The following is an 18,413-nucleotide window of genomic DNA, read 5'->3' as shown; positions in this document are numbered from 1 at the left end:
TCGCGTCCTCAGGCGTGGCAGGGCAACGGGCCGCCGTGGTAGGCCTCCATGTCCGGGAAGACCGCCGCCGACGGCAGGTAGGCGCCGGGCGCGGCGCCGGCGAGCTCCGCGTACGCGCGGTGCAGGTTCGCCACCAGGCGTTCCGGCTCGCCCCATGCCGCGAACTCGCCGAGGTCGGCGCAGCGGGCCACCTCCAGCGGCGTCGCCCCGGCCGCCCGGCCGGCCCGGGCCAGGGCGTCCAGCCAGCGCAGGTACCGCAGGGTCGCCGCCACGGCCTCGGCGCCGGCGACCGGGCCGTGGCCGCCGACGACGACGGCCGGTTCCAGCTCCAGCAGGGCCTCGGTCGCCGCGATGCTGCCCGGCAGCGAGCCCATCAGGATGAACGGCGTGTGCTCCGGCAGCACCAGGTCGCCGGCGTAGAGCACGCGCTGCTCGGGCAGCCAGGCCACCACGTCGTTGGTGGTGTGCGCCGGGCCGAGATGCCGAAGCTGCACAGTGCAGCGTCCCAGGCGGATGGTGAGCCGGTCGGTGAAGGTGACCGCCGGCAGGGCCGGCGGCAGGTCGCCCCAGTCGACGTCCGGCCAGACGTGGCGCAGCGCGGTGCCGCGGGCCGCCATCTCGGGCCGGGCGGCGTCGTGCGCCACGACCGTGGCCGGCGGGGCGAACACGGCGTTGCCGAGGTGGTGGTCGCCGTGGTGGTGGGTGGTGACGATCAGGCCGGGCGGGCGCGGGTCGAGCGCCGCGACCGCGTCGCGGAGGGCCAGCGCGCGGGCCTTCGTCGCGGCGGTGTCCACCAGCAGCGTCCGCCGGTCGCCGACCACGACGCCGGCGTTGTTGACGCACCAGCCCCCGCCGGGCTGGACGAAGGCGTACGCGCTGGTGCCGACCTCGACCAGCGCGGTCACCGGCGGCCCGCCGGGCCCCGGGCCGTCACCGCCGCCCACCCGCCGGCGCCTTGCCGGGTCCCCGCGGCTCCCGCTCCTCGCCCGGGCCGGCGCCGGCGAACACCACGTCGCAGACGTGCGGTTCGCCGGTGGAGACCGCGGACACCCGCAGCGCCGTGCGGAAGGCCTCCTGGGACGTAGCGGTCCGGAAGGCCTCGAGGTCCCGCCATTCGGCGATGTTGACGTACACGGACGGGTCGCCCGTCGAGCGGAGGAGCTGGTAGCGCAGCAGGCCCGGCTGGGCGCTGAAGAACGCGGCGACGTCGGCGTAGATGCGCTCGAGATCCTCGGCGGATCCGGTGACACGCAGGGTGTTCACGAACACGACCGTCATGGTTTCCACGGTCGTTCCGGCCGGTCGAGCGCTCCTGGAGTTCCGCTGCATCGGCGCCGCCGATCGCTTGACCCCACTAGACTAGTAGGTCTAACGTACTGCACTGACAAGTCCAACTGAATGGGAGCGACCATGGAGACCGACCGCAGCGGCCCGGACTGGGCGGTGCTGTCCCTGCTCTGTCTCGGGCAGGTGATGGTGGTGCTCGACGTGTCGATCGTGAACGTCGCACTGCCCGCGATCCGGTCCGACCTCGGCTTCAGCGAGTCCGGGCTGCAGTGGGTCGTCAACGCCTACGCGCTGGCCTTCGCCGGATTCCTGCTGCTCGGGGGGCGGGCCGCGGATCTGTTCGGCCGGCGCCGGATGTTCATCACCGGGCTGGCGGTGTTCACCGCCGCGAGCCTCGTCGGCGGACTCGCACAGGACCAGCTCACCCTGATCTTCGCCCGCGGTGCGCAGGGCATCGGCGGCGCGATCCTGTCACCCGCCACGCTCACCCTGCTCACCACGACCTTCGTCGAGGTGCCCAAGCGGGCCCGGGCGATGGCCGCGTGGAGCGCCGTCTCCGGTGGCGGCGCCGCGCTCGGCTCGGTGCTCGGCGGCGTGCTCACCGACCTGGTCAACTGGCGCTGGATCCTCTTCGTCAACGTGCCGATCGGCGTCGGGGCGATCCTCGCGGCGCGGGCGCTGCTGCCCGAGAGCCGCGCCGAGCAGGCCAACCGCCGCCTCGACCTGGTCGGCTCCGTCCTCGTCACCGCCGGGCTCGTCGCGGTCGTCTACGGCACGGTCAACAGCCAGGCCCACGGCTGGGGCGACGCGGTGACCCTCGGGCCGCTGCTCGGCGGGGCCGCGCTGCTGATCTGGTTCGTCGTGCACGAGGCGAAGGTCGCCGCGGCGCCGGTCGTGCCGCTGCGCCTGTTCGCCAACCGGGGCGTCACCGTCGCCAACCTGGTCATGTTCTGGCTCGGCTGCGCCGTCATCGCGCACTTCTTCTTCCTGTCGCTGTACCTGCAGAACGTCCTGAGCTACGACCCGCTGCGGGCCGGCCTGGCGTTCCTGCCCGGCGCGATCGCGATGACCGCCGGCGCCTACGCCGGGCCGCCGCTGCTGAAGCGGGTCGGCGTCCGGCCGCTGCTGATCGGCGGGCCGCTGCTGTCCGGCGTGGGGCTCGGCTGGCTGGCGCTGATCCCGGTCGACGGCCGCTACGCCGTGCACCTGCTGGCGCCGATGATCCTGGTGACCCTCGGCGCCGGCATCGCGATGACGCCGCTGGCGATCACCGCCACGTCCGGCATCGAGCGGCACGAGGCGGGGCTGGCCTCGGGCGTCATCAACACCACCCGGCAGGTCGGCGGCTCGATCGGCCTGGCCGTGCTGGCCACCGTGGCCACCACGAGGGCCTCGTCGCTGCTCGGCGGCGGCACGGCGCAGGCGAGCGCGGTCGTGTCCGGATACCGGCTGGCGTTCCTCTTGGGCGCGTTGTTCGCCGTGGTGGGCGCGGTGACCTCGCTCGCCGCGCCCGGCCCGGCGCCCGCGCCGGCTCAGCCGGCGCCGAGCCGGGCCGAACCGGCCGAGGCCACCTCGTAGGGGTGTGGGGGATGGTGGCCCGGCGTCGTCGGCGGATCGATGCCGGGCCACGGCCACGTCGCGGTGGCGGATCGGTCAGGCGAAGGAGAGAGCATGGTCGGTCACCCACGTGCGGAACGTCCGGGGCGGGCTCCCGGTCACCTCCTCGACGGCGGGGGAGACCCGCGCGCGCAGCGGGTCCCCGTTGGCTCGCCCCTCCAGCACCGCCTCGGCGACGGCCCGCGGCATCCGGCGGGCCATGGCATCGAGGGCCTCGTCGTGGGTCAGCGGCGCGAACCGCACCTCCCGGCCGAGGACGTCGGCCAGGATCGCCGCCTGCCGCGCCGGGGTGAGCGCCTCCGGGCCGGTGACGGCGTGCACCCGCCCCGCGTGCCCGTCGAGCAGCGCCCGCACCACGACGGCGGCGATGTCCCGGGGGTCGACGACGGCCGCGGGCAGGTCGGCGTAGGGTGCGCGGACCAGCCCGCCGGAGCGTACGGGTGGCGCCCAGTCCAGCGCGTTGGACATGAACCCGTTCGGCCGCACGATCGTCCAGTCCGGGCCGGCCTCGCGCACCGCCGCCTCGCCGTCGGCGTGCCACCGGCCGAGCCGGCCCAGCGGCCGCTCCTGCACCGCGAGGGACGACAGCGCCACGAGGTGCCCGACGCCGGCGGCGGCGGCCGCCCGGGCCAGGTTGCGATCGTGGCCGGCCTTGTCCGGGCCGATCGAGAGCACGAACGCCTGACGCACGCCGGACGTCGCAGCGGGCAGCGTCGCGGGGTCGCCGAGGTCCCCGGCCACCACCTCCACGTCCGCCGGGAGGCCGGCCCGGGCCGGGTCGCGGGTCAGGGCGCGCACCCGCGCGCCGGCGTCGAGCAGTTGCCGCACCACGGCGCGGCCGAGGGTTCCGGTCGCACCGGTCACCAGGATCGTCATGGGCTCGTGTGTACCGGCCGTGCCTGGAAGGCCGCTCGAGCCGCCGCCACGACCGGCGGCGCGGTGGAGGGCGGCTCCACGGGCGCTCCACCGCGCGAACCTACCGTCGAGCCGCAGCAGCCGCCGACGAAGGAGCCGCCGATGGAGATTCTGGAGATCGCGTCCGGGTACCGCCGGGCCCGCCTGTTGTCCGCCGCCGTCGAACTGGGCGTGTTCGGCGCGCTCGCCGAGGCGCCCGCGACGGCCGCCGAGCTGACGGACCGGCTGGGCCTGCACCCGGCCGGGGTGCCGGACCTGCTCGCCGGGCTGGAGGGGCTGGGCCTGGTGCAGCGGCGCGACGGCGCGTACCACAACACGGCCCCGGCCGACCGGCACCTGGTGCCCGGCCGGCCCGGGCACCTGGGCGGGTTCCTCGACTTCCTGGACCGCACGCTGCACCCGGCGTGGGACCACCTCGCCGAGAGCCTGCGCACCGGCCGCCCCGCGAACCGGCAGGCCCACGGCGGCGACCCGTACGCGCCGGTCCACGCCGAGGCCGCGAGCCGGACCGCCTTCTTCGACGCCATGGACGTGCTCAACGCGCCGATCGGGGCCGCCCTGGCCGAGCTGGACTGGTCGCGGTACACCAGCGTCGTCGACGTCGGCGGCGCCCGCGGCAACATCGCCGCCCACCTCGTCAAGGCCCACCCGCACCTCAGCGTCCGGGTGTTCGACCTGCCCGGCGTCGAGCCGGCGTTCGACGCTCACGTGGCGTCGCTCGGGCTGGCCGGGCGGATCTCCTTCGTCGCCGGTGACTTCTTCGCCGATCCGCTGCCGGCGGCCGACGTGCTGCTGTTCGGGCACGTGCTGCACAACTGGCCGGTCGAGCGGCGCCGGTTCCTCGCCGCCGCGGCGCACGCGGCGCTGGCGCCGGGCGGCACCGCCCTGGCGTACGACCCGATGATCGACCCGGCCCGGCCGCAGCTGCCCAACGTGCTGGCCAGCCTCAACATGCTGGTGTGGTCGGCCGGCGGCGCCGAGTACAGCCCGGCGGATGCGATCGGCTGGTTCGCCGGGGCCGGCTTCGCCGACGTCGACGTCGCCCCGCTGGTCGCCACCACCAGCCTGCTCACCGCGCGGAAGGCCTGACGGTGGCGGTTCGGCAGGCCCGCGACCTGGACGCCACGCGCCGGGCGCTGACGTGGTGGCTGGGGCGCAGGCTCGACGCCGCCGGCCTGAGCGTCGAGGCGGTGCGGGCGCCGGCGACCACCGGCTTCTCCGGCGAGAACCTCGTCGTCGACGCCACCTGGATCGGACCCGACGGGCAGACCGCCCGGCGGTTCGTGGTGCGGGTCGCCCCGACGACGTTCCAGCTGTTCCCGCGGCCGCGGTTCTGGCAGCAGTACCACGTGCAGCGGCTGCTCGCCGAGCGCTCCGACGTGCCGGTGGCGCCGGTGTTCGGCTTCGAGCACGACCCGCAGGTGCTCGGCGCGCCGTTCTACGTCCTGGGCCACGTCGCCGGCTCGGTGCCGGCCGACCTGCCCAGCTACCACACGGCGGGCTGGCTGTTCGAGGCGTCCGGCGGCATTCAGGCCCGGGCGTGGAACCACGGCGTCGAGGTGCTGGCGCGCATCCACCGCTTCGACCCGGCCCCGCTGGCCGGGCACCTCGGGCCGGCCGGCGCCGCCGCGCAGCTCGACGAACTCGCCGGCGACGCCGGCTTCTTCGGCTGCGCCGAGCACCCGACCGTCCACCGTGGACTGGAGTGGCTGCGCGGCAACCTGCCCGCCGACGACCGCCCGCCGGTGCTGCGCTGGGGCGACGCGCGGCTGGGCAACCTGGTCTTCGCCGGCGGCGCGGTGCGGGCGGCGCTCGACTGGGAGCTGGTCGGCCTCGGCGCGCCCGAACGGGACCTGGCCTGGTACCTGCACCTCGACCGGCACCTCAGCGAGGGCATCGGCGCGCCGCGGCTGCCGGGGCTGCCCGACGCGGCGCGGACCGTCGCCGCGTACGAGCGGGCCACCGGCCGCCCGGTCCGGGCGCTGGACTGCTACCGGGTGCTCGCCGCCGTGCAGTTCGCGATGCTCACCGCGCGGCTGGCCGTCCTCGCCACCGGGCACGCGCTGCTGCCCACGGACTTCCCACTGCACCGCAACGCTTCGCGACTGCTCGCGAACATCCTGGAGGAGGTCGGAGGATGAGACTGTCCATTTTGGACCAGTCACCGGTCGGCGACGGGTACTCGCCCGCGCAGGCCCTGCACAACACGGTCGAGCTGGCCGAGCTGGCCGACCAGCTCGGCTACACCCGGTTCTGGGTCGCCGAGCACCACGCCATGCACTCGCACGGCAGCAGCGCGCCGGAGGTGGTCGTCGCGACGATCGCGGCGCGCACGTCACGGATCCGGGTCGGCTCCGGCGGGGTGCTGCTCGGGCACTACAGCCCGTTCAAGGTGGCCGAGGTGTTCCGTACCCTCGAAGCGCTGCATCCGGGCCGGATCGACCTCGGCATCGGCCGATCGCCCGGCTCCAGCCCGCTGGAGAGCTACGCGCTGCGCAGCGTGCGCAGCCTCGCCCCGGCGCCGGACGAGTTCGACGACAAGCTTGTCGAGCTGCTCGCATTCCTGACCGACGGCTTCCCGCCCGGGCATCCGTTCCACGACGCGGTGGTCACCCCGGCCGGCACCGGCGTGCCCGAGGTGTGGCTGCTGGGCTCCAGCCCGCGCAGCGCGGTCGCCGCCGCCCAGCTCGGCCTGCCCTACGCCTACGCGCACTTCATCAACCCGGCGCCGACGCGCGACGTGTTCGCCGGCTACCGGGCCCGCAGCGGCGGCGCCGGCAAGGCGATCCTCGGCATCGGGGTGTACTGCGCCCCCACCGACGCCGAGGCGGAGCGCATCTACGCCACCCAGCGGGCGTTCCGCCGCCGACTCGGCCACAACGACGTGCGGCCGGTGCCCAGCCCCGAGCAGGCGCTGCTGGAGCTGTCCGACGGCGACGACCCGCTCGGCGCCGAGCGTTTCGAGTTCCCGCGCTACATCCACGGCACCCCGGACCGGGTCCGGGACGGGATCCTCGCCATCGCCGAGGCGACGGGGGCCGACGAGGTCATCGCGCTCGCCACGATCCACGACCACCGGGACCGGCTGCGCTCCTACGAGCTGCTCGCCGAGGCGTTCGCGCTGAGTCCGGTGCCCGCCTGAGAGGACGCACCATGCGCTTCGGCATCAACCTGTTCCCGACCGTCGGCCCGGCCGACAAGGACGCCGCCGAGTACTTCGACGACGCCCTGGCCCTGGTCGAGCTGGCCGAACGGCTCGACTTCCACCACGTCAAGACCGTCGAGCACTACTTCTTCGCCTACGGCGGCTACAGCCCCGACCCGGTCACCTTCCTCGCCGCCGCGGCCGCCCGGACCAGCCGGATCCGCCTGGTCACCGGCGCGGTGATCCCGGCGTTCACCCACCCGGTGAAGCTCGCCGGCAAGCTGGCGATGCTCGACAACCTGGCGCACGGCCGGCTCGACGTCGGCTTCGGCCGCGCGTTCCTGCCCGACGAGTTCGCCGCGTTCGGGGTGCCGCTGGACGAGAGCCGGCCCCGCTTCGACGAGGGTGTCGAGGCGGTCCGCCGGCTGTGGACCGAGACCGACGTGGTCTTCGAGGGGCGCTTTCACCGGTTCGGCCCGGTGACCCTGCTGCCCCGGCCCTACCAGCGGCCGCACCCGGCCGTCCTCGTCGCCACCGCGATCACGCCCGAGTCGGCGGAGGCGGCCGGGCGCAACGGCTACGGCCTGCTGCTCGTGCCGTCGATCAACAAGCGGGAGAAGGTGCAGGAGATGATCGCCCGGTACCGGGCCGCCCGCGAGACCGCCGGGCTCGACCCCGCCGGCGGTGACATCCACCTGTCCTACAACTGCTACCTGGCCGAGGACGCCGACGAGGCGTACCGCCTGGGCCGCCGCTACAGCGAGTGGACCAACGGCAAGCTGCTCGAGGCGGTGTCGGCGTGGTCGACCACCCGCAGCGAGCAGTACGCCGGCTACGAGGAGATCGTCAGGAAGGTCAGCTCCGCCGACTTCGACCGCCAGCTGGGCGACGACCGGGTGCTGGTCGGGACGCCGGAGGCGGTGCTGGACCGGCTGCGGCGGATCCGGGAGTGGTTCGGCGAGTCGACGATCAGCCTGCAGGTGGTGTCGGGCAACATGCCGCTGGCGGAGTCGGAGCGCACCGTCTCGCTGTTCGCCAAGCACATCCTGCCCGAGTTCGCATAGTCGTGGCGCCGGTACCGCCCGCAACCGTGCGGGCGGTACCGGCGCTCGTCGTGTGGTACGGGACAGGAGCCGTACGGTCAGGGCAGGAACTGGGCGACCGCGGCGGCGAAGGCGGCCGGCTCGTCGACCCAGGGGTAGTGGCCGGCGCCCGGCAGGGTGACGTGCTTGGCGTTCGGGAAGCCGGCCGCCGCCACGTCGCCGACCTCCACGCCGGTCAGCCCGTCCCGGTCGCCGGTGAGCACCAGCACGGGCGCGGTGACCGACCGCAGCGACGTCAACCAGGCGTTGTCCGTGCCTGCCCAGAAGCCCGTCCACGCCTCCAGCGCGAAGTCCGCGCGCTGGGTGGCCGCGTGCTCCCGCTGCCGGGCGTCCCAGCGGCCGTACGCCGCGGGCGTGTACCGGTCCAGCACGTCCAGGACCAGCTCCGGCGCGGCGGTCGGCGGCAGCGTGAGGAGCTCGCCGGCGGCCTCGGCGACGGCCGGGTACCAGGGCTGCGCCGCCCGCGCCGCGAGGATGCGCCCGGCGTCGCCGCCGCCCTGGCCGTACAGCTGCGGGCTCGGCGACACGAGCACCAGGTGCCCGACCGCGCAGCGGTGCGCGGCGGCCCAGGCAGTGGCCACGACCGAGCCGGCGGAGTGGCCGAGGACGTCGGCCCGGTCGATGCCCAGATGCGTGCGCAGGGCGTCGACGTCCTCGGCCAGGGACGGGTAGGCGTAGCTGCCGGGGTCGGCCGGTCGCGGCGAGGCGCCGGTGCCCCGGGCGTCGAAGCGGATCAGCCGCCGGGTGGCGGCAAGGCCGCCGAGGTCCTCCAGGTATCGGGCGGCGCGCGGGCCGCCGGGAACCAGCAGCAGCGGCGGCCCGTCGCCGATCGACTCGTACTGCAGGACCGTGCCGTCGGATGCGGTGAAGTGTGCCATGCCGTCGACGCTAGGAACGACGGCTGGAGCCCACCTACAGCGTCAGCACAGCCTTGCCGTTGACCCGCCGCCCGTGCAGCGCCGCGAGCACCGGCCCCGGATCGGTCCACGCCGCGGTGACCGCGACCTGCGGGTCGAGCCGCCCCCGCGCCACCAGGTCGAGCAGCCCGGCCAGGTCGCGCCCCACCGGGCGGCGCGGCGTCTCCCGGAACAGGTGCACGTATCGCAGCGTCACCCCCGGGCGCGACCGGCCCCAGTCGAGGGGCAGCTCCAGCGGCGCCCGGCTGGTGTTGCCGAAGCTGACGACCTGGCCGTCGGCGCCGACAGCCTGGAACGCCTGCCGCAGCACGGGTCCGCCGACGCTGTCCAGCAGCACGTCGACCGGCTCGGTGACCGGTTCGTCGTAGGTGCCGACAGCGGCGGCGCCGAGCCCGGTCAACCCTTCCGCCCGCTGCGGCGAGCCGACCCGGGCGAGCACCCGCGCCCCGGCGGCGGCCGCCAGCTGGACGGCGACCCGCCCGACGCCGCCGCCGGCCCCGGTCACCAGCACGGTGCGGCCGAGCAGCAGGCCGGCGTTGCGCAGCGTGTACAGGGCGGTCAGCCCGGCGACGGGCAGCGCGGCCGCGGTCGCGTCGGGGACGCCGCCGGGGATGACCGCGAGGTACCGGGTCGGGACCGCCACCCGCTCGGCGAACCCGTCCCGGTCGACGGCGAGCCCGACGACCCGGGTGCCGGCCGCGGGCCCCTCCGCGCCCGGCCGTTCGACGGTGCCGGCGACGTCCCAGCCCAGGCGGCTGCCCGCCGGCTGGAGCGCCGCGACGGTGAGGTCACCGCGGTTGAGCCCGACGGCGCTGACCCGGATCACGGCCCGGTCCGCCGCGGCGATGGGCTCCGCAATGTCGTCGGCGAGGGCGATGCCGAGCTCGCCCTCGCCGCTGCTGACCAGCGCGCGCACGGTCAGCCGGTGGTGGCGGCCGGTTCGGCGCCGGCGTCGGGCAGGTCGCGCGTGGCGAACGCCTCCACGTCGAAGCCGCCCGGGGTCGACAGCGGCAGCACCCGCAGCTTCAGGTGCGAGGCGAGCGGGTTGCCGTACAGCACGTCGGTCAGTTCCTCGTGCGAGGCGACGTCGTAGATGTTCAGCCCGCCCGACTGCCCGACGACGATCCAGCTGTGCTTGATGATGCCCTTGTCGATCAGGCCCTGGATGTAGCCGAAGCCCTCGGGCAGCCGGTGACGGAACTCGTCAGCGCTGATGCCGGCGGGCGCCTGCTGGGTGAACACGGCGAAGAGTGGCATGGTGAGCCCTTCCGATCGGTGGTGTTCGCCAGCGTCGCCGCCGCCGGTGGAGCCTCGCTGGAGGTCGGCTCGGCGCCCCCTCCAGGCCGCCGCCCGGCTACGACTGGGTGGTGGTCCTGGGCAGCGTCAGGCTGAAGGTGAGTCCGCCACCGGGGGTGTCGTGGCGGTGCAGGGTGCCGCCCATGGCCTCGGTGAGCGCCTGCGCGGTGCGCACCGGAAGGCTGCCGTCCGGGATCGGGCCGGTCGTCCCGCGCGCCGGCCCCGCGGGGCGTGGTTCGTGCGGGGCCGGCGCGCCGGGGCCATGGTCGATGATGTTGATCGCGAGGCTGTCGGGCAGGACGCTGACGGTCACCGTGGCCGGCGCGGTGCACGGGTTGCGGTCCAGGGCGTTGGTCGCGAGGCTGGTGACCGCGCGGGTGAGCAGGTTGGCGTCCGCGATGACGTCCGGCAGGTCTTCGGGAGTGTCCACGACGATGTCGTGCCCTCCCGGCCCGAGATCGTCGAGCGCCGCCGACAGGACGTCGTCGAGCTCGACGGGGCGCAGATGGATGTCCAGCGCCCCCGCGCGGGCCTGCCCCAGGTCCTGCAGGTCGGTGAGGCGGGTCGCGATGCGGGCGAGGCTGGCCTGGCCGGTGGCGGCCAGCTCGTGCCGCTGTTCGGCGCCGAGCGGGTCGTGGGTTGCGAGCCGGTCCAGCGTGTCCTGCATCTGCGCGAGTGGCGCCTGCAGTTCCCGCTGGGTGGCCAGCAGCAACGTGGTGCGCGCGCTGTCGGCGGCGATCTTCTGGTCGGCGTCGGCGGCGCGCGCGGCCAGCTGCTGGCGGTCCAGGCAGGCGGCGATCTGGACGGCGCAGGCCACCAGAACCCGCTGGTCGCTGTCGCCGAGGACGCGGCCCCGCCCGGCCAGGGTGAGCGTCTCTCCGACCGGGACGCTGGTGTCGGCCTCGGCGGGATGCTCCGGTGGCCGCTCGCCCGACGAGGCCAGCACGTGCCAGTCCGGTCCGGGGCCGGGTTCCCGGTCGAGCAGGCTGACCGCGTCCAGCCCGAAGAGCTGCCGTATCTGCTCCAGCTGGGCCGGCAGGTTGTGGCCGCCCAGCGCGGCGCCGGCCAGCGTGCTCAGCGCACCGGCCTCCGCCGACGCGCGTGCGGCGCGGCGGGTCTGCCGGGTCGCGGTCTCGATCGCCCAGCTGACGAACGTCGCGACGACGACGAAGACGGCCATTGCCGCCGCGTCGTCGGGTCTGGCGATGGCCAGGCTGTGCAGCGGGGGCGTGAAGTAGTAGTCGGCCAGCAGGGCGCCCGCCACCGCTGTTGCCAGTGCCACGTACAGCCCTCCGGTCAACGCCACCGCGATCACGGGGAGCAGGTAACCCAGCAGGGCGCTGGAGAGTGTGAACCGTCCCTGCAGCCCGACCATGGTGAGGGTGGGCAGCAGCAGTACCGCCAGGGCGGCACCGGCCACGTACCGTCGCACACCGAACCCGCGGCCCGCGCGTGGCAGGCGCAGCCCGGGCGGGCCGGCCGCGTGCTCGTGCGTGACCATGTGCACGTCGATCGATCCGGACAAGCGGGTCACGCGGACACCCACGCCTTCGCCGGTCAACGCCGACGCCAGCCAACCCCGGCGACTGGCCCCCAACACGATCTGCGTGGCGTTCTCGGCCTGGGCGAACTGGATGATCGCCTTGGCCACGTCGTCACCGACGATCTGGTAGTAGCGGCCGCCCATCGACTCCACGAGCGCCCGCTGGGTGGCCAGCGCCGACTGGCCGCCCAAGGCCAGCCCGTCACACGGCATCACGTGCACGGCGAGCAGATCGGCGCCCTGGATGCGCTCCGCGACGCGGGCGGCACGCCGGATCAGGGTCTCGCCCTCCGGGCCACCGCTGAGCGCCACCAGGATCCGTTCGCGGGTCTCCCAGCCCGTGGCGATGCCGTGCTCGGCCCGGTACCGCTGCAGGCCCTCCTCGACCCGATCGGCCAGCCACAGCAGGGCCAGCTCCCGCAGCGCGGTCAGGTTTCCGGGCCGGAAGTAGTGGGTGAGCGCCGCCTCGATCCGGTCCGGCGGGTAGACGTTGCCGTGCACCATCCGCCGGCGCAGCGCCTCCGGCGTCATGTCGACCAGCTCGACCTGCTCCGCCCGCCGCGCCACCGCATCCGGCAGCGTCTCCTGCTGGGTGACCCCGGTGATCTGGCGTACCACGTCGTTGAGCGACTCCAGATGCTGGATGTTGAGGGTCGTGACCACGTCGATGCCGGCGTCGAGCAGCTCCTCGACGTCCTGCCAGCGCTTGGCGTTTCGACAACCCGGGACGTTGGTGTGCGCCAGCTCGTCGACCAGCGCCACCTGCGGGTGCCGGGCCAGCACCGCGTCCAGGTCCATCTCGGTGAACCGGGCGTCGCGGTAGCCGCACTCACGGCGGGGCACCACCTCGAGCCCGTCGGCCATCGCCGCGGTCACCTTCCGGCCGTGTGGTTCCAGGAATCCGATCACGACGTCGGTGCCCCGGGCTCGGCGGCGCTGGCCCTCGGCCAGCATCGCGTAGGTCTTGCCCACCCCGGGCGCCGCGCCCAGATAGATCCGCAACCGACCCCGTGCCACGGAGGACTCCCCACTGCCAGGAACGCCGTGACGATCTCCTCAAGTATGAAGCGCGGCCGTCGTCATCGGCCCCGGGGACACGGTCCTGCCGGGGGTGCGCGATCATTCGCCCGCCGCGGATGAGCTGCCTCAGGGGGATTTCGGGCTGCCGTACCCGCCGCCGCCCGGTGTCTCGACGACCAGCACCTCGCCGGGCCGGACGTCGACCGAGTCGCAGCCGGCGAGGTGGACGACACCGCCGTCGGCGCGTTCCACCCGGTTGGCGCCGAGCGCGCCCGCCGAGCCGCCCGCCATGCCGTACGGCGGCACCCGGCGGTGGCCGGACAGGGTGCTGACCGTCATCGGCTCGCGGAACCGGATGCGGCGCACCGCCCCGTCCCCGCCCCGCCACCGCCCGGCGCCGCCGCTGCCGCGCCGGACGACGAACTCGTCGAGGAGCACCGGGAAGCGCCATTCGAGCACCTCGGGGTCGGTCAGCCGGGAGTTCGTCATGTGGGTCTGGACCACCGATGCCCCGTCGAACCCGTCGCCGGCGCCGGAGCCGGATGCGACGGTCTCGTAGTACTGGTGTCGTGCGTTGCCGAAGCTGACGTTGTTCATCGTTCCGGACCCTTCGGCCTGGACGCCCAACGCGGCGTAGAGCGCGCCGACGATCGCCTGTGACGTCTCGACGTTGCCGGCGACGACGGCCGCGGGGTAGGCCGGCGCGAGCATCGAACCGTCGGGCACCACGATGCGCAGCGGGCGCAGGCAGCCGTCGTTGAGCGGGATGTCGTCGGTGACCAGGGTCCGGAAGACGTACAGCACCGCCGCGGTCACGACCGACGAGGGGGCGTTGAAGTTCGTGTCCAGCTGCGGTGACGTCCCGGTGAAGTCGATCGTCGCGCCGCGGTGGGCGCGGTCCACGGTGATCCGCACCGAGATCGTCGCGCCGGAATCCATTTCGTACCGGTACTCGCCCTCGGCGAGGGCGTCGATGACCCGGCGTACCGCCTCCTCGGCGTTGTCCTGGACGTGCCGCATGTAGGCCTGCACCACGTCCAGGCCGAAGTGGTCGATCATCTTGCCGACCTCTTCGACGCCCTTGGCGTTCGCGGCGACCTGCGCGCGCAGGTCGGCGAGGTTGGTCGTCGGGTTCCGGGAGGGGTACCGCCCGCCGGTGAGCAGCCCCAGCGTCTCCTGCTCGCGGAACACGCCGTCCTCCACCAGCAGCCAGTTGTCGAACAGCACGCCCTCCTCGTGCACGTCGCGGCTGGTCGCCGGCATGGAGCCGGGGGTGAGCCCGCCGATCTCCGCGTGGTGGCCGCGGGAGGCCACGTAGAACAGGATCTCCCGCCGCCCGGCACCGGGGACGGGGCCGAAGACGGGGGTGACGACGGTGACGTCGGGCAGGTGCGTGCCGCCGTGGTACGGGTCGTTGATCGTGTACACGTCGCCGGGCTTCATGGCGGTGCCGCGGCGGCGGACGACCTCCTTGACGCTGACGCCCATCGAGCCGAGGTGGACCGGGATGTGCGGCGCGTTGGCGATCAGGTTGCCGTCCGGGTCGAACAGCGCGCACGAGAAGTCCAGCCGCTCGCGGATGTTCACCGACTGCGCGGTCGACTCCAGGCGGGCACCCATCTGCTCGGCGATCGACATGAACAGGTTGTTGAAGATCTCCAGCAGCACGGGGTCGACCCGGGTCGTCGTGCCGGATGTCTCGGCGGCCGGCCGCTCCCGTTCCATGAGGAGATGGCCGAACCTCGTCACCGCGGCTCGCCAGCCCTCGTCGAGCACCGTCGTCGCGTTCGCCTCGGCCACGATCGCCGGGCCGCGGACCGTGTCGCCCGGGCGCAGCCGTTCCCGCTCGTGGAGCGGCACCGCGCGCCATGTCCCGCCGGTGTACAGCCGCGCCGTGCTCGCCGGCGCCGCATCGGCGGCCCCGGCCGGCGTGCCGGTGGGCTCACCCAGCCGGGAGAGGTCCGGCTGTTCGGTCAGCCCGACCGCCTCGACCGAGACCGCCTCGACGATCAGCGGCCGGTCCATCAGGAAGGAGTACATTCGCCGGTACGCGGCCTCGAACGCCGCCACCATGGCGTCAAGGTCGGCCAGCTCCACCGGCACCGCGGTGTCGGTGCCGTCGAAGCGCAGGTGCACGCGCCGGCTCACCCGGATCCGCTGGGCCGGGATGTCCGGGATGTCCGGGATGTTCTGGTTCAGCAGCTCCGAGCGCGTCGCCGCCTCCAGGGTGTCCGCGACCTCGGTCAGCCGCCGCATCGACGCGGGCTCCAGGCGGGCCTCCACCGACTGTTCGCGCATGGCGGTCGTGTCGGCGAGGCCGATGCCGAGGGCGGACAACACGCCCGCCATCGGCGGCACGACCACGGTGCGGATGCCCAGCGAGTCGGCCACCGCGCACGCGTGCTGCCCGCCGGCCCCGCCGAACGTGGTGAGCGCGTACTCGGTGACGTCACGGCCCTTCTGCACCGAGATCCGCTTCACCGCGTTGGCCATGTTGGCGACCGCGATCCGCAGGTAGCCCTCGGCGGCCTGCTCCGGGGTGCGCTCGTCGCCGGTCCGCCGGGCGATGTCCGCCGTCAGGTCGGCGAACCGCCGTCGCACCACATCGGCGTCCAACGGCTGGTCGCCGTCCGGGCCGAAGACCCGGGGGAAGGTTGCGGGCTGGACCCGGCCGAGCATCACGTTGGCGTCGGTGACGGTGAGCGGCCCGCCGTTGCGGTAGCAGGCCGGCCCCGGGTCGGCCCCCGCCGAGTCCGGCCCGACCCGCAAGCGGGTGCCGTCGAAGTGCAGGATCGACCCGCCTCCCGCGGCGACGGTGTGAATGTCGATCATCGGCGCGCGCAGCCGTACGCCGGCGATCTCGGTGTGGAACACCCGCTCGTACTCGCCGGCGTAGTGCGACACGTCGGTGGAGGTGCCGCCCATGTCGAAGCCGATCACCTTGTCGAAGCCGGCCAGCTGCGACATGCGCACCATGCCGACGATGCCACCGGCCGGACCGGACAGTATCGCGTCCTTGCCGCGGAAGTGCCCGGCCTCCGCCAGCCCGCCGTTGGACTGCATGAACATCAGCCGTACGCCGGGCAGGCGCGCCGCCACCGCCTTGACGTAGCGACGCAGCACCGGCGACAGGTAGGCGTCGACGACCGTGGTGTCGCCGCGCGGTACCAGCTTCATCAACGGGCTGACCTCGCTGGAGCACGAGACGTGGTGGAAGCCGATCCGCTCGGCCAGTCTGCCGATCTCCCGTTCGTGGCCCGGGTGCAGATGGCTGTGCAGGCAGACCACCGCGACCGCGTGGATGCCCGCATCGTGCGCACGCCGCAGGTGGCTGGCCAGCCGTTCGACGTCCGGCGCACGCAGCACCGTGCCGTCGGCCGTCAGCCGCTCGTCCGCCTCGATCACCCGCTCGTAGAGCATCTCCGGCAGGACGATGCGCCGGTCGAAGATGCGTGGGCGGTTCTGGTAGCCGATGCGCAGCGCATCACCGAAGCCCTTGGTGATGACCAGCGCGGTGCGTTCGCCCTTGCGCTCCAGCAGCGCGTTGGTGGCGACCGTGGTCCCCATCCGCACCGTGTCGACCTGGTCCACCGGGATGGGTGCGGTATCGGGGATGCCGAGCAGCGCCCGGATTCCCGCGACCGCCGCGTCCTCGTAGCGCGCCGGGTTGTCCGACAACAGCTTGTGCGTCACCAGCCGGCCGTCATCCGGCGCCCTGGCGACGAGGTCGGTGAACGTGCCACCGCGGTCGATCCAGAACTGCCAGCGCCCCGCTGCCATCCGGATCGCCTCCTTCCGCCTCCGCGCGGGCCACGGTGACCGCGCCCGCCCCGGAGACGCCTATACCCGCGCCGCGTGCCTTGGAGTGCGGCGTTGCGCCCTCCAAGGCACGCGCGCGCCGGGACTCACCCCTTGCGCGGGTGGGTGCTGAAGAACTGCCAGATCGTGTCGGTGGCGTCCAGCGCCTTCGACGGCGGGGGCAGCCCGAGCATCCGCTCCGCCGCCGGCATCGACGTGCCGCCCGGCCACTGGTGCCCGGCGCCGGCGATGGTGATGAGCTCGACGTCGCGCCCGTCGGGGCAGTGGGCCACCGACGTGGTGACGTCTGCCTTGGTACGCGTCTGCGGGGCGGAACACCGCGCGGTCTTGCGCCACTGGTCGATCTCGTCGGGCACGGACACGGCGTCGATCTTGACCGGAATCAGCCCTTGGCCGTCGTTGTTCATCTTCCCCGGCCGGCTGTCGTACGGAACGATGTCGTCGCCGGTGCCGTGGACATGGATCACGGAGATCGGTGCCGGCGACGGGCACTGCCCGAGCTGCTTCCCCGCGACCACCCCGATCGCGGCGAATATGGTGGTGTCGCAGGCCAACCGGTAGTCGAGCATCCCGCCGTTGGAGATCCCGGTGGCATAGATCCTGGCCGGATCGATCGGCAGGCCGTCCGAGACGGCGGCCACCATGGCGCGGATGAACGCCACGTCGTTGACGCCGCTGTTGACCGAGGGGCCGCAGCACTCGGCGCTGACGACCCAGGATCGGAAGAGCCCATCCGGGTATGCGACCACGAACCCCTTACGGTCCGCCTCGGCATCCCAGCCGTATGCCATCTCCGCCTGGCGGCCGTCGCCCAGGGCGCCGTGCAGCATCACCACCAGCGGCACCGGCTTCGACATCGAGAGCTTGGCCGGCCGGTACAGATGGTACGTGCGCTTCCTGCCGTCGACGGTGATGGTTTGGTCGGTCGACCCGACGGCAACGGCCGGGCTCCGCAGCTGGGGCGTGGGAGCGGTCGGCGTGGCCGTCCCCTGCCCCTGCGTACGTGCCGTATCGCAGCCGATCAGCACGATGAGCACGCCCACGGCCGCCACCGCCCACGCGGTACGACTGACGGACGCCGCACTTCTGGTTCGCCGGATCATGAAGCCTCCGCCTCTCTTGACAATTCGGCACTCCTCGCTGAGGGCCGCCGGCCGGTCGGCGCCGGGCACCGACCGGCCGGCGGGACGGGATTGCGGTCGCGGCAGAGCGTCATCACCCCGCGGCGGAGGTGCGGAGCCGGATCAGTTCCCAGCCGCCCTCCGGGATGTTGTCGGCCTTGTTGGTGCGGAGGTTCATCGGGTTGGCCATGCCGAGGTAGATGGCTGATCCGTCGGCGACCATGGTGCGGATGCCGTAGTTGAGGTAGTTGCCGAGTCCGGTGGTGTCGATCGGTTTGGCGGCGTGTTGCGGGTCGGTGAATGCCCACAGGTCGGCGCCGTAGGATGCCGGGTCGGGGGTGCCGAGTGCGGCCTGGACCCCGGGCCGGGCGCCGGCGGGTGCGTACCTGCTGATGTAGCCCCAGTCCATGGTGCCGACGTAGAGTGCGCCGCCGGTCACGACCATGGACCAGGTGTAGTTGTTGTAGGCGTTGCCGAATCCGGATGCGCCGAACTTGGGCGTGTAGTTGGTTGGGGCCTGCCGCCAGGCGCCGGTGCCGTTGTTGGCTTTGGAGTCGTAGGCGGGCAGTGTTGCGGCGCCGTAGAGCAGGTCGACGGCGGGGCGGTTCTTGTCGAGGCTGCCGGCGCGGA

14 protein-coding genes and 1 pseudogene are annotated in these 18,413 nt (G+C 73.8%); 5 read left to right on the top strand and 10 right to left on the bottom strand.

What is annotated here, in order from left to right; all coding sequences use genetic code 11:
• Positions 1–8 precede the first annotated feature (8 nt).
• Positions 9–944, bottom strand: coding sequence for an MBL fold metallo-hydrolase (locus tag ACGFI8_RS25880; RefSeq protein ID WP_392808694.1), 936 nt, complete (start codon positions 942–944; stop codon positions 9–11).
• Positions 931–1,278 carry an antibiotic biosynthesis monooxygenase family protein gene (locus ACGFI8_RS25875; protein ID WP_392808692.1) on the bottom strand — a complete coding sequence of 116 codons (348 nt, stop codon included), beginning with the start codon at positions 1,276–1,278 and terminating at the stop codon, positions 931–933. Before ACGFI8_RS25875 ends, ACGFI8_RS25880 begins: the two co-directional genes overlap by 14 nt.
• Positions 1,279–1,410: 132 nt before the next feature.
• Here ACGFI8_RS25875 and ACGFI8_RS25870 point away from each other — a divergent pair, with 132 nt between their 5' ends.
• Positions 1,411–2,865, top strand: a complete 1,455-nt coding sequence (locus ACGFI8_RS25870; protein WP_392808691.1) for an MFS transporter — start codon at positions 1,411–1,413, stop codon at positions 2,863–2,865.
• 75 nt (positions 2,866–2,940) lie between these two features.
• Here ACGFI8_RS25870 and ACGFI8_RS25865 read toward each other — a convergent pair whose 3' ends face one another.
• Complete coding sequence (locus tag ACGFI8_RS25865; protein WP_392808690.1) at positions 2,941–3,780, bottom strand: NAD(P)H-binding protein; 840 nt, start codon at positions 3,778–3,780, stop codon at positions 2,941–2,943.
• A 141-nt stretch (positions 3,781–3,921) separates the two neighbouring features.
• Here ACGFI8_RS25865 and ACGFI8_RS25860 point away from each other — a divergent pair, with 141 nt between their 5' ends.
• Genes ACGFI8_RS25860 through ACGFI8_RS25845 form a run of 4 tightly spaced genes read left to right on the top strand, consistent with a single transcriptional unit; the run spans position 3,922 to position 8,028 of the window.
• Positions 3,922–4,908, top strand: coding sequence for a methyltransferase (locus tag ACGFI8_RS25860; RefSeq protein WP_392808689.1), 987 nt, complete (start codon positions 3,922–3,924; stop codon positions 4,906–4,908).
• 2 nt (positions 4,909–4,910) lie between these two features.
• Entirely contained in the window at positions 4,911–5,960 is a 1,050-nt protein-coding gene (locus ACGFI8_RS25855) for a phosphotransferase family protein (protein ID WP_392808688.1), read from the top strand.
• Positions 5,957–6,961, top strand: a complete 1,005-nt coding sequence (locus tag ACGFI8_RS25850) for an LLM class flavin-dependent oxidoreductase (RefSeq protein ID WP_392808686.1) — start codon at positions 5,957–5,959, stop codon at positions 6,959–6,961. Before ACGFI8_RS25855 ends, ACGFI8_RS25850 begins: the two co-directional genes overlap by 4 nt.
• 11 nt (positions 6,962–6,972) lie before the next feature.
• On the top strand, positions 6,973–8,028 hold the full coding sequence (locus ACGFI8_RS25845; RefSeq protein WP_392808684.1) for an LLM class flavin-dependent oxidoreductase: 1,056 nt from the start codon (positions 6,973–6,975) through the stop codon (positions 8,026–8,028).
• A gap of 77 nt (positions 8,029–8,105) precedes the next feature.
• Here the strand turns inward: ACGFI8_RS25845 and ACGFI8_RS25840 are convergent, their stop codons facing one another.
• The 7 genes and pseudogenes from ACGFI8_RS25840 to ACGFI8_RS25810 all read right to left on the bottom strand — a co-directional run.
• Positions 8,106–8,945 carry an alpha/beta fold hydrolase gene (locus tag ACGFI8_RS25840; protein WP_392808682.1) on the bottom strand — a complete coding sequence of 280 codons (840 nt, stop codon included), beginning with the start codon at positions 8,943–8,945 and terminating at the stop codon, positions 8,106–8,108.
• 34 nt (positions 8,946–8,979) lie between these two features.
• Positions 8,980–9,900, bottom strand: coding sequence for a zinc-binding dehydrogenase (locus tag ACGFI8_RS25835; protein ID WP_392808680.1), 921 nt, complete (start codon positions 9,898–9,900; stop codon positions 8,980–8,982).
• A gap of 2 nt (positions 9,901–9,902) precedes the next feature.
• Positions 9,903–10,241 carry a muconolactone Delta-isomerase family protein gene (locus ACGFI8_RS25830; protein ID WP_392808678.1) on the bottom strand — a complete coding sequence of 113 codons (339 nt, stop codon included), beginning with the start codon at positions 10,239–10,241 and terminating at the stop codon, positions 9,903–9,905.
• A 97-nt stretch (positions 10,242–10,338) separates the two neighbouring features.
• Positions 10,339–12,840 carry a DUF4118 domain-containing protein gene (locus tag ACGFI8_RS25825; RefSeq protein WP_392808676.1) on the bottom strand — a complete coding sequence of 834 codons (2,502 nt, stop codon included), beginning with the start codon at positions 12,838–12,840 and terminating at the stop codon, positions 10,339–10,341.
• A 129-nt stretch (positions 12,841–12,969) separates the two neighbouring features.
• The gene (locus tag ACGFI8_RS25820; RefSeq protein ID WP_392808675.1) at positions 12,970–16,623 is read right to left on the bottom strand and encodes a hydantoinase B/oxoprolinase family protein; all 3,654 of its coding nucleotides are present in this window, start codon (positions 16,621–16,623) and stop codon (positions 12,970–12,972) included.
• 125 nt (positions 16,624–16,748) lie between these two features.
• Positions 16,749–17,714, bottom strand: a complete 966-nt coding sequence (locus tag ACGFI8_RS25815; RefSeq protein WP_392808673.1) for an alpha/beta hydrolase family esterase — start codon at positions 17,712–17,714, stop codon at positions 16,749–16,751.
• A gap of 163 nt (positions 17,715–17,877) precedes the next feature.
• Positions 17,878–18,413, bottom strand: a pseudogene (locus ACGFI8_RS25810) (hypothetical protein); the annotation flags it as partial.

This window comes from Dactylosporangium sp. NPDC048998, assembly GCF_043197855.1.
Lineage (GTDB): Bacteria > Actinomycetota > Actinomycetes > Mycobacteriales > Micromonosporaceae > Dactylosporangium.
Note: the sequence above shows the minus strand (reverse complement) of the source record. Positions and strands in the feature narration are given on the sequence as shown.

Excerpts from the sequence above, each read along its gene's own strand:
- ACGFI8_RS25875 (WP_392808692.1), bottom strand. The coding sequence starts at position 1,278 with ATGACGGTCGTGTTCGTGAACACCCTGCGTGTCACCGGATCCGCCGAG.
- ACGFI8_RS25870 (WP_392808691.1), top strand. The coding sequence starts at position 1,411 with ATGGAGACCGACCGCAGCGGCCCGGACTGGGCGGTGCTGTCCCTGCTC.
- ACGFI8_RS25865 (WP_392808690.1), bottom strand. The coding sequence starts at position 3,780 with ATGACGATCCTGGTGACCGGTGCGACCGGAACCCTCGGCCGCGCCGTG.
- ACGFI8_RS25860 (WP_392808689.1), top strand. The coding sequence starts at position 3,922 with ATGGAGATTCTGGAGATCGCGTCCGGGTACCGCCGGGCCCGCCTGTTG.
- ACGFI8_RS25850 (WP_392808686.1), top strand. The coding sequence starts at position 5,957 with ATGAGACTGTCCATTTTGGACCAGTCACCGGTCGGCGACGGGTACTCG.
- ACGFI8_RS25845 (WP_392808684.1), top strand. The coding sequence starts at position 6,973 with ATGCGCTTCGGCATCAACCTGTTCCCGACCGTCGGCCCGGCCGACAAG.
- ACGFI8_RS25840 (WP_392808682.1), bottom strand. The coding sequence starts at position 8,945 with ATGGCACACTTCACCGCATCCGACGGCACGGTCCTGCAGTACGAGTCG.
- ACGFI8_RS25830 (WP_392808678.1), bottom strand. The coding sequence starts at position 10,241 with ATGCCACTCTTCGCCGTGTTCACCCAGCAGGCGCCCGCCGGCATCAGC.
- ACGFI8_RS25820 (WP_392808675.1), bottom strand. The coding sequence starts at position 16,623 with ATGGCAGCGGGGCGCTGGCAGTTCTGGATCGACCGCGGTGGCACGTTC.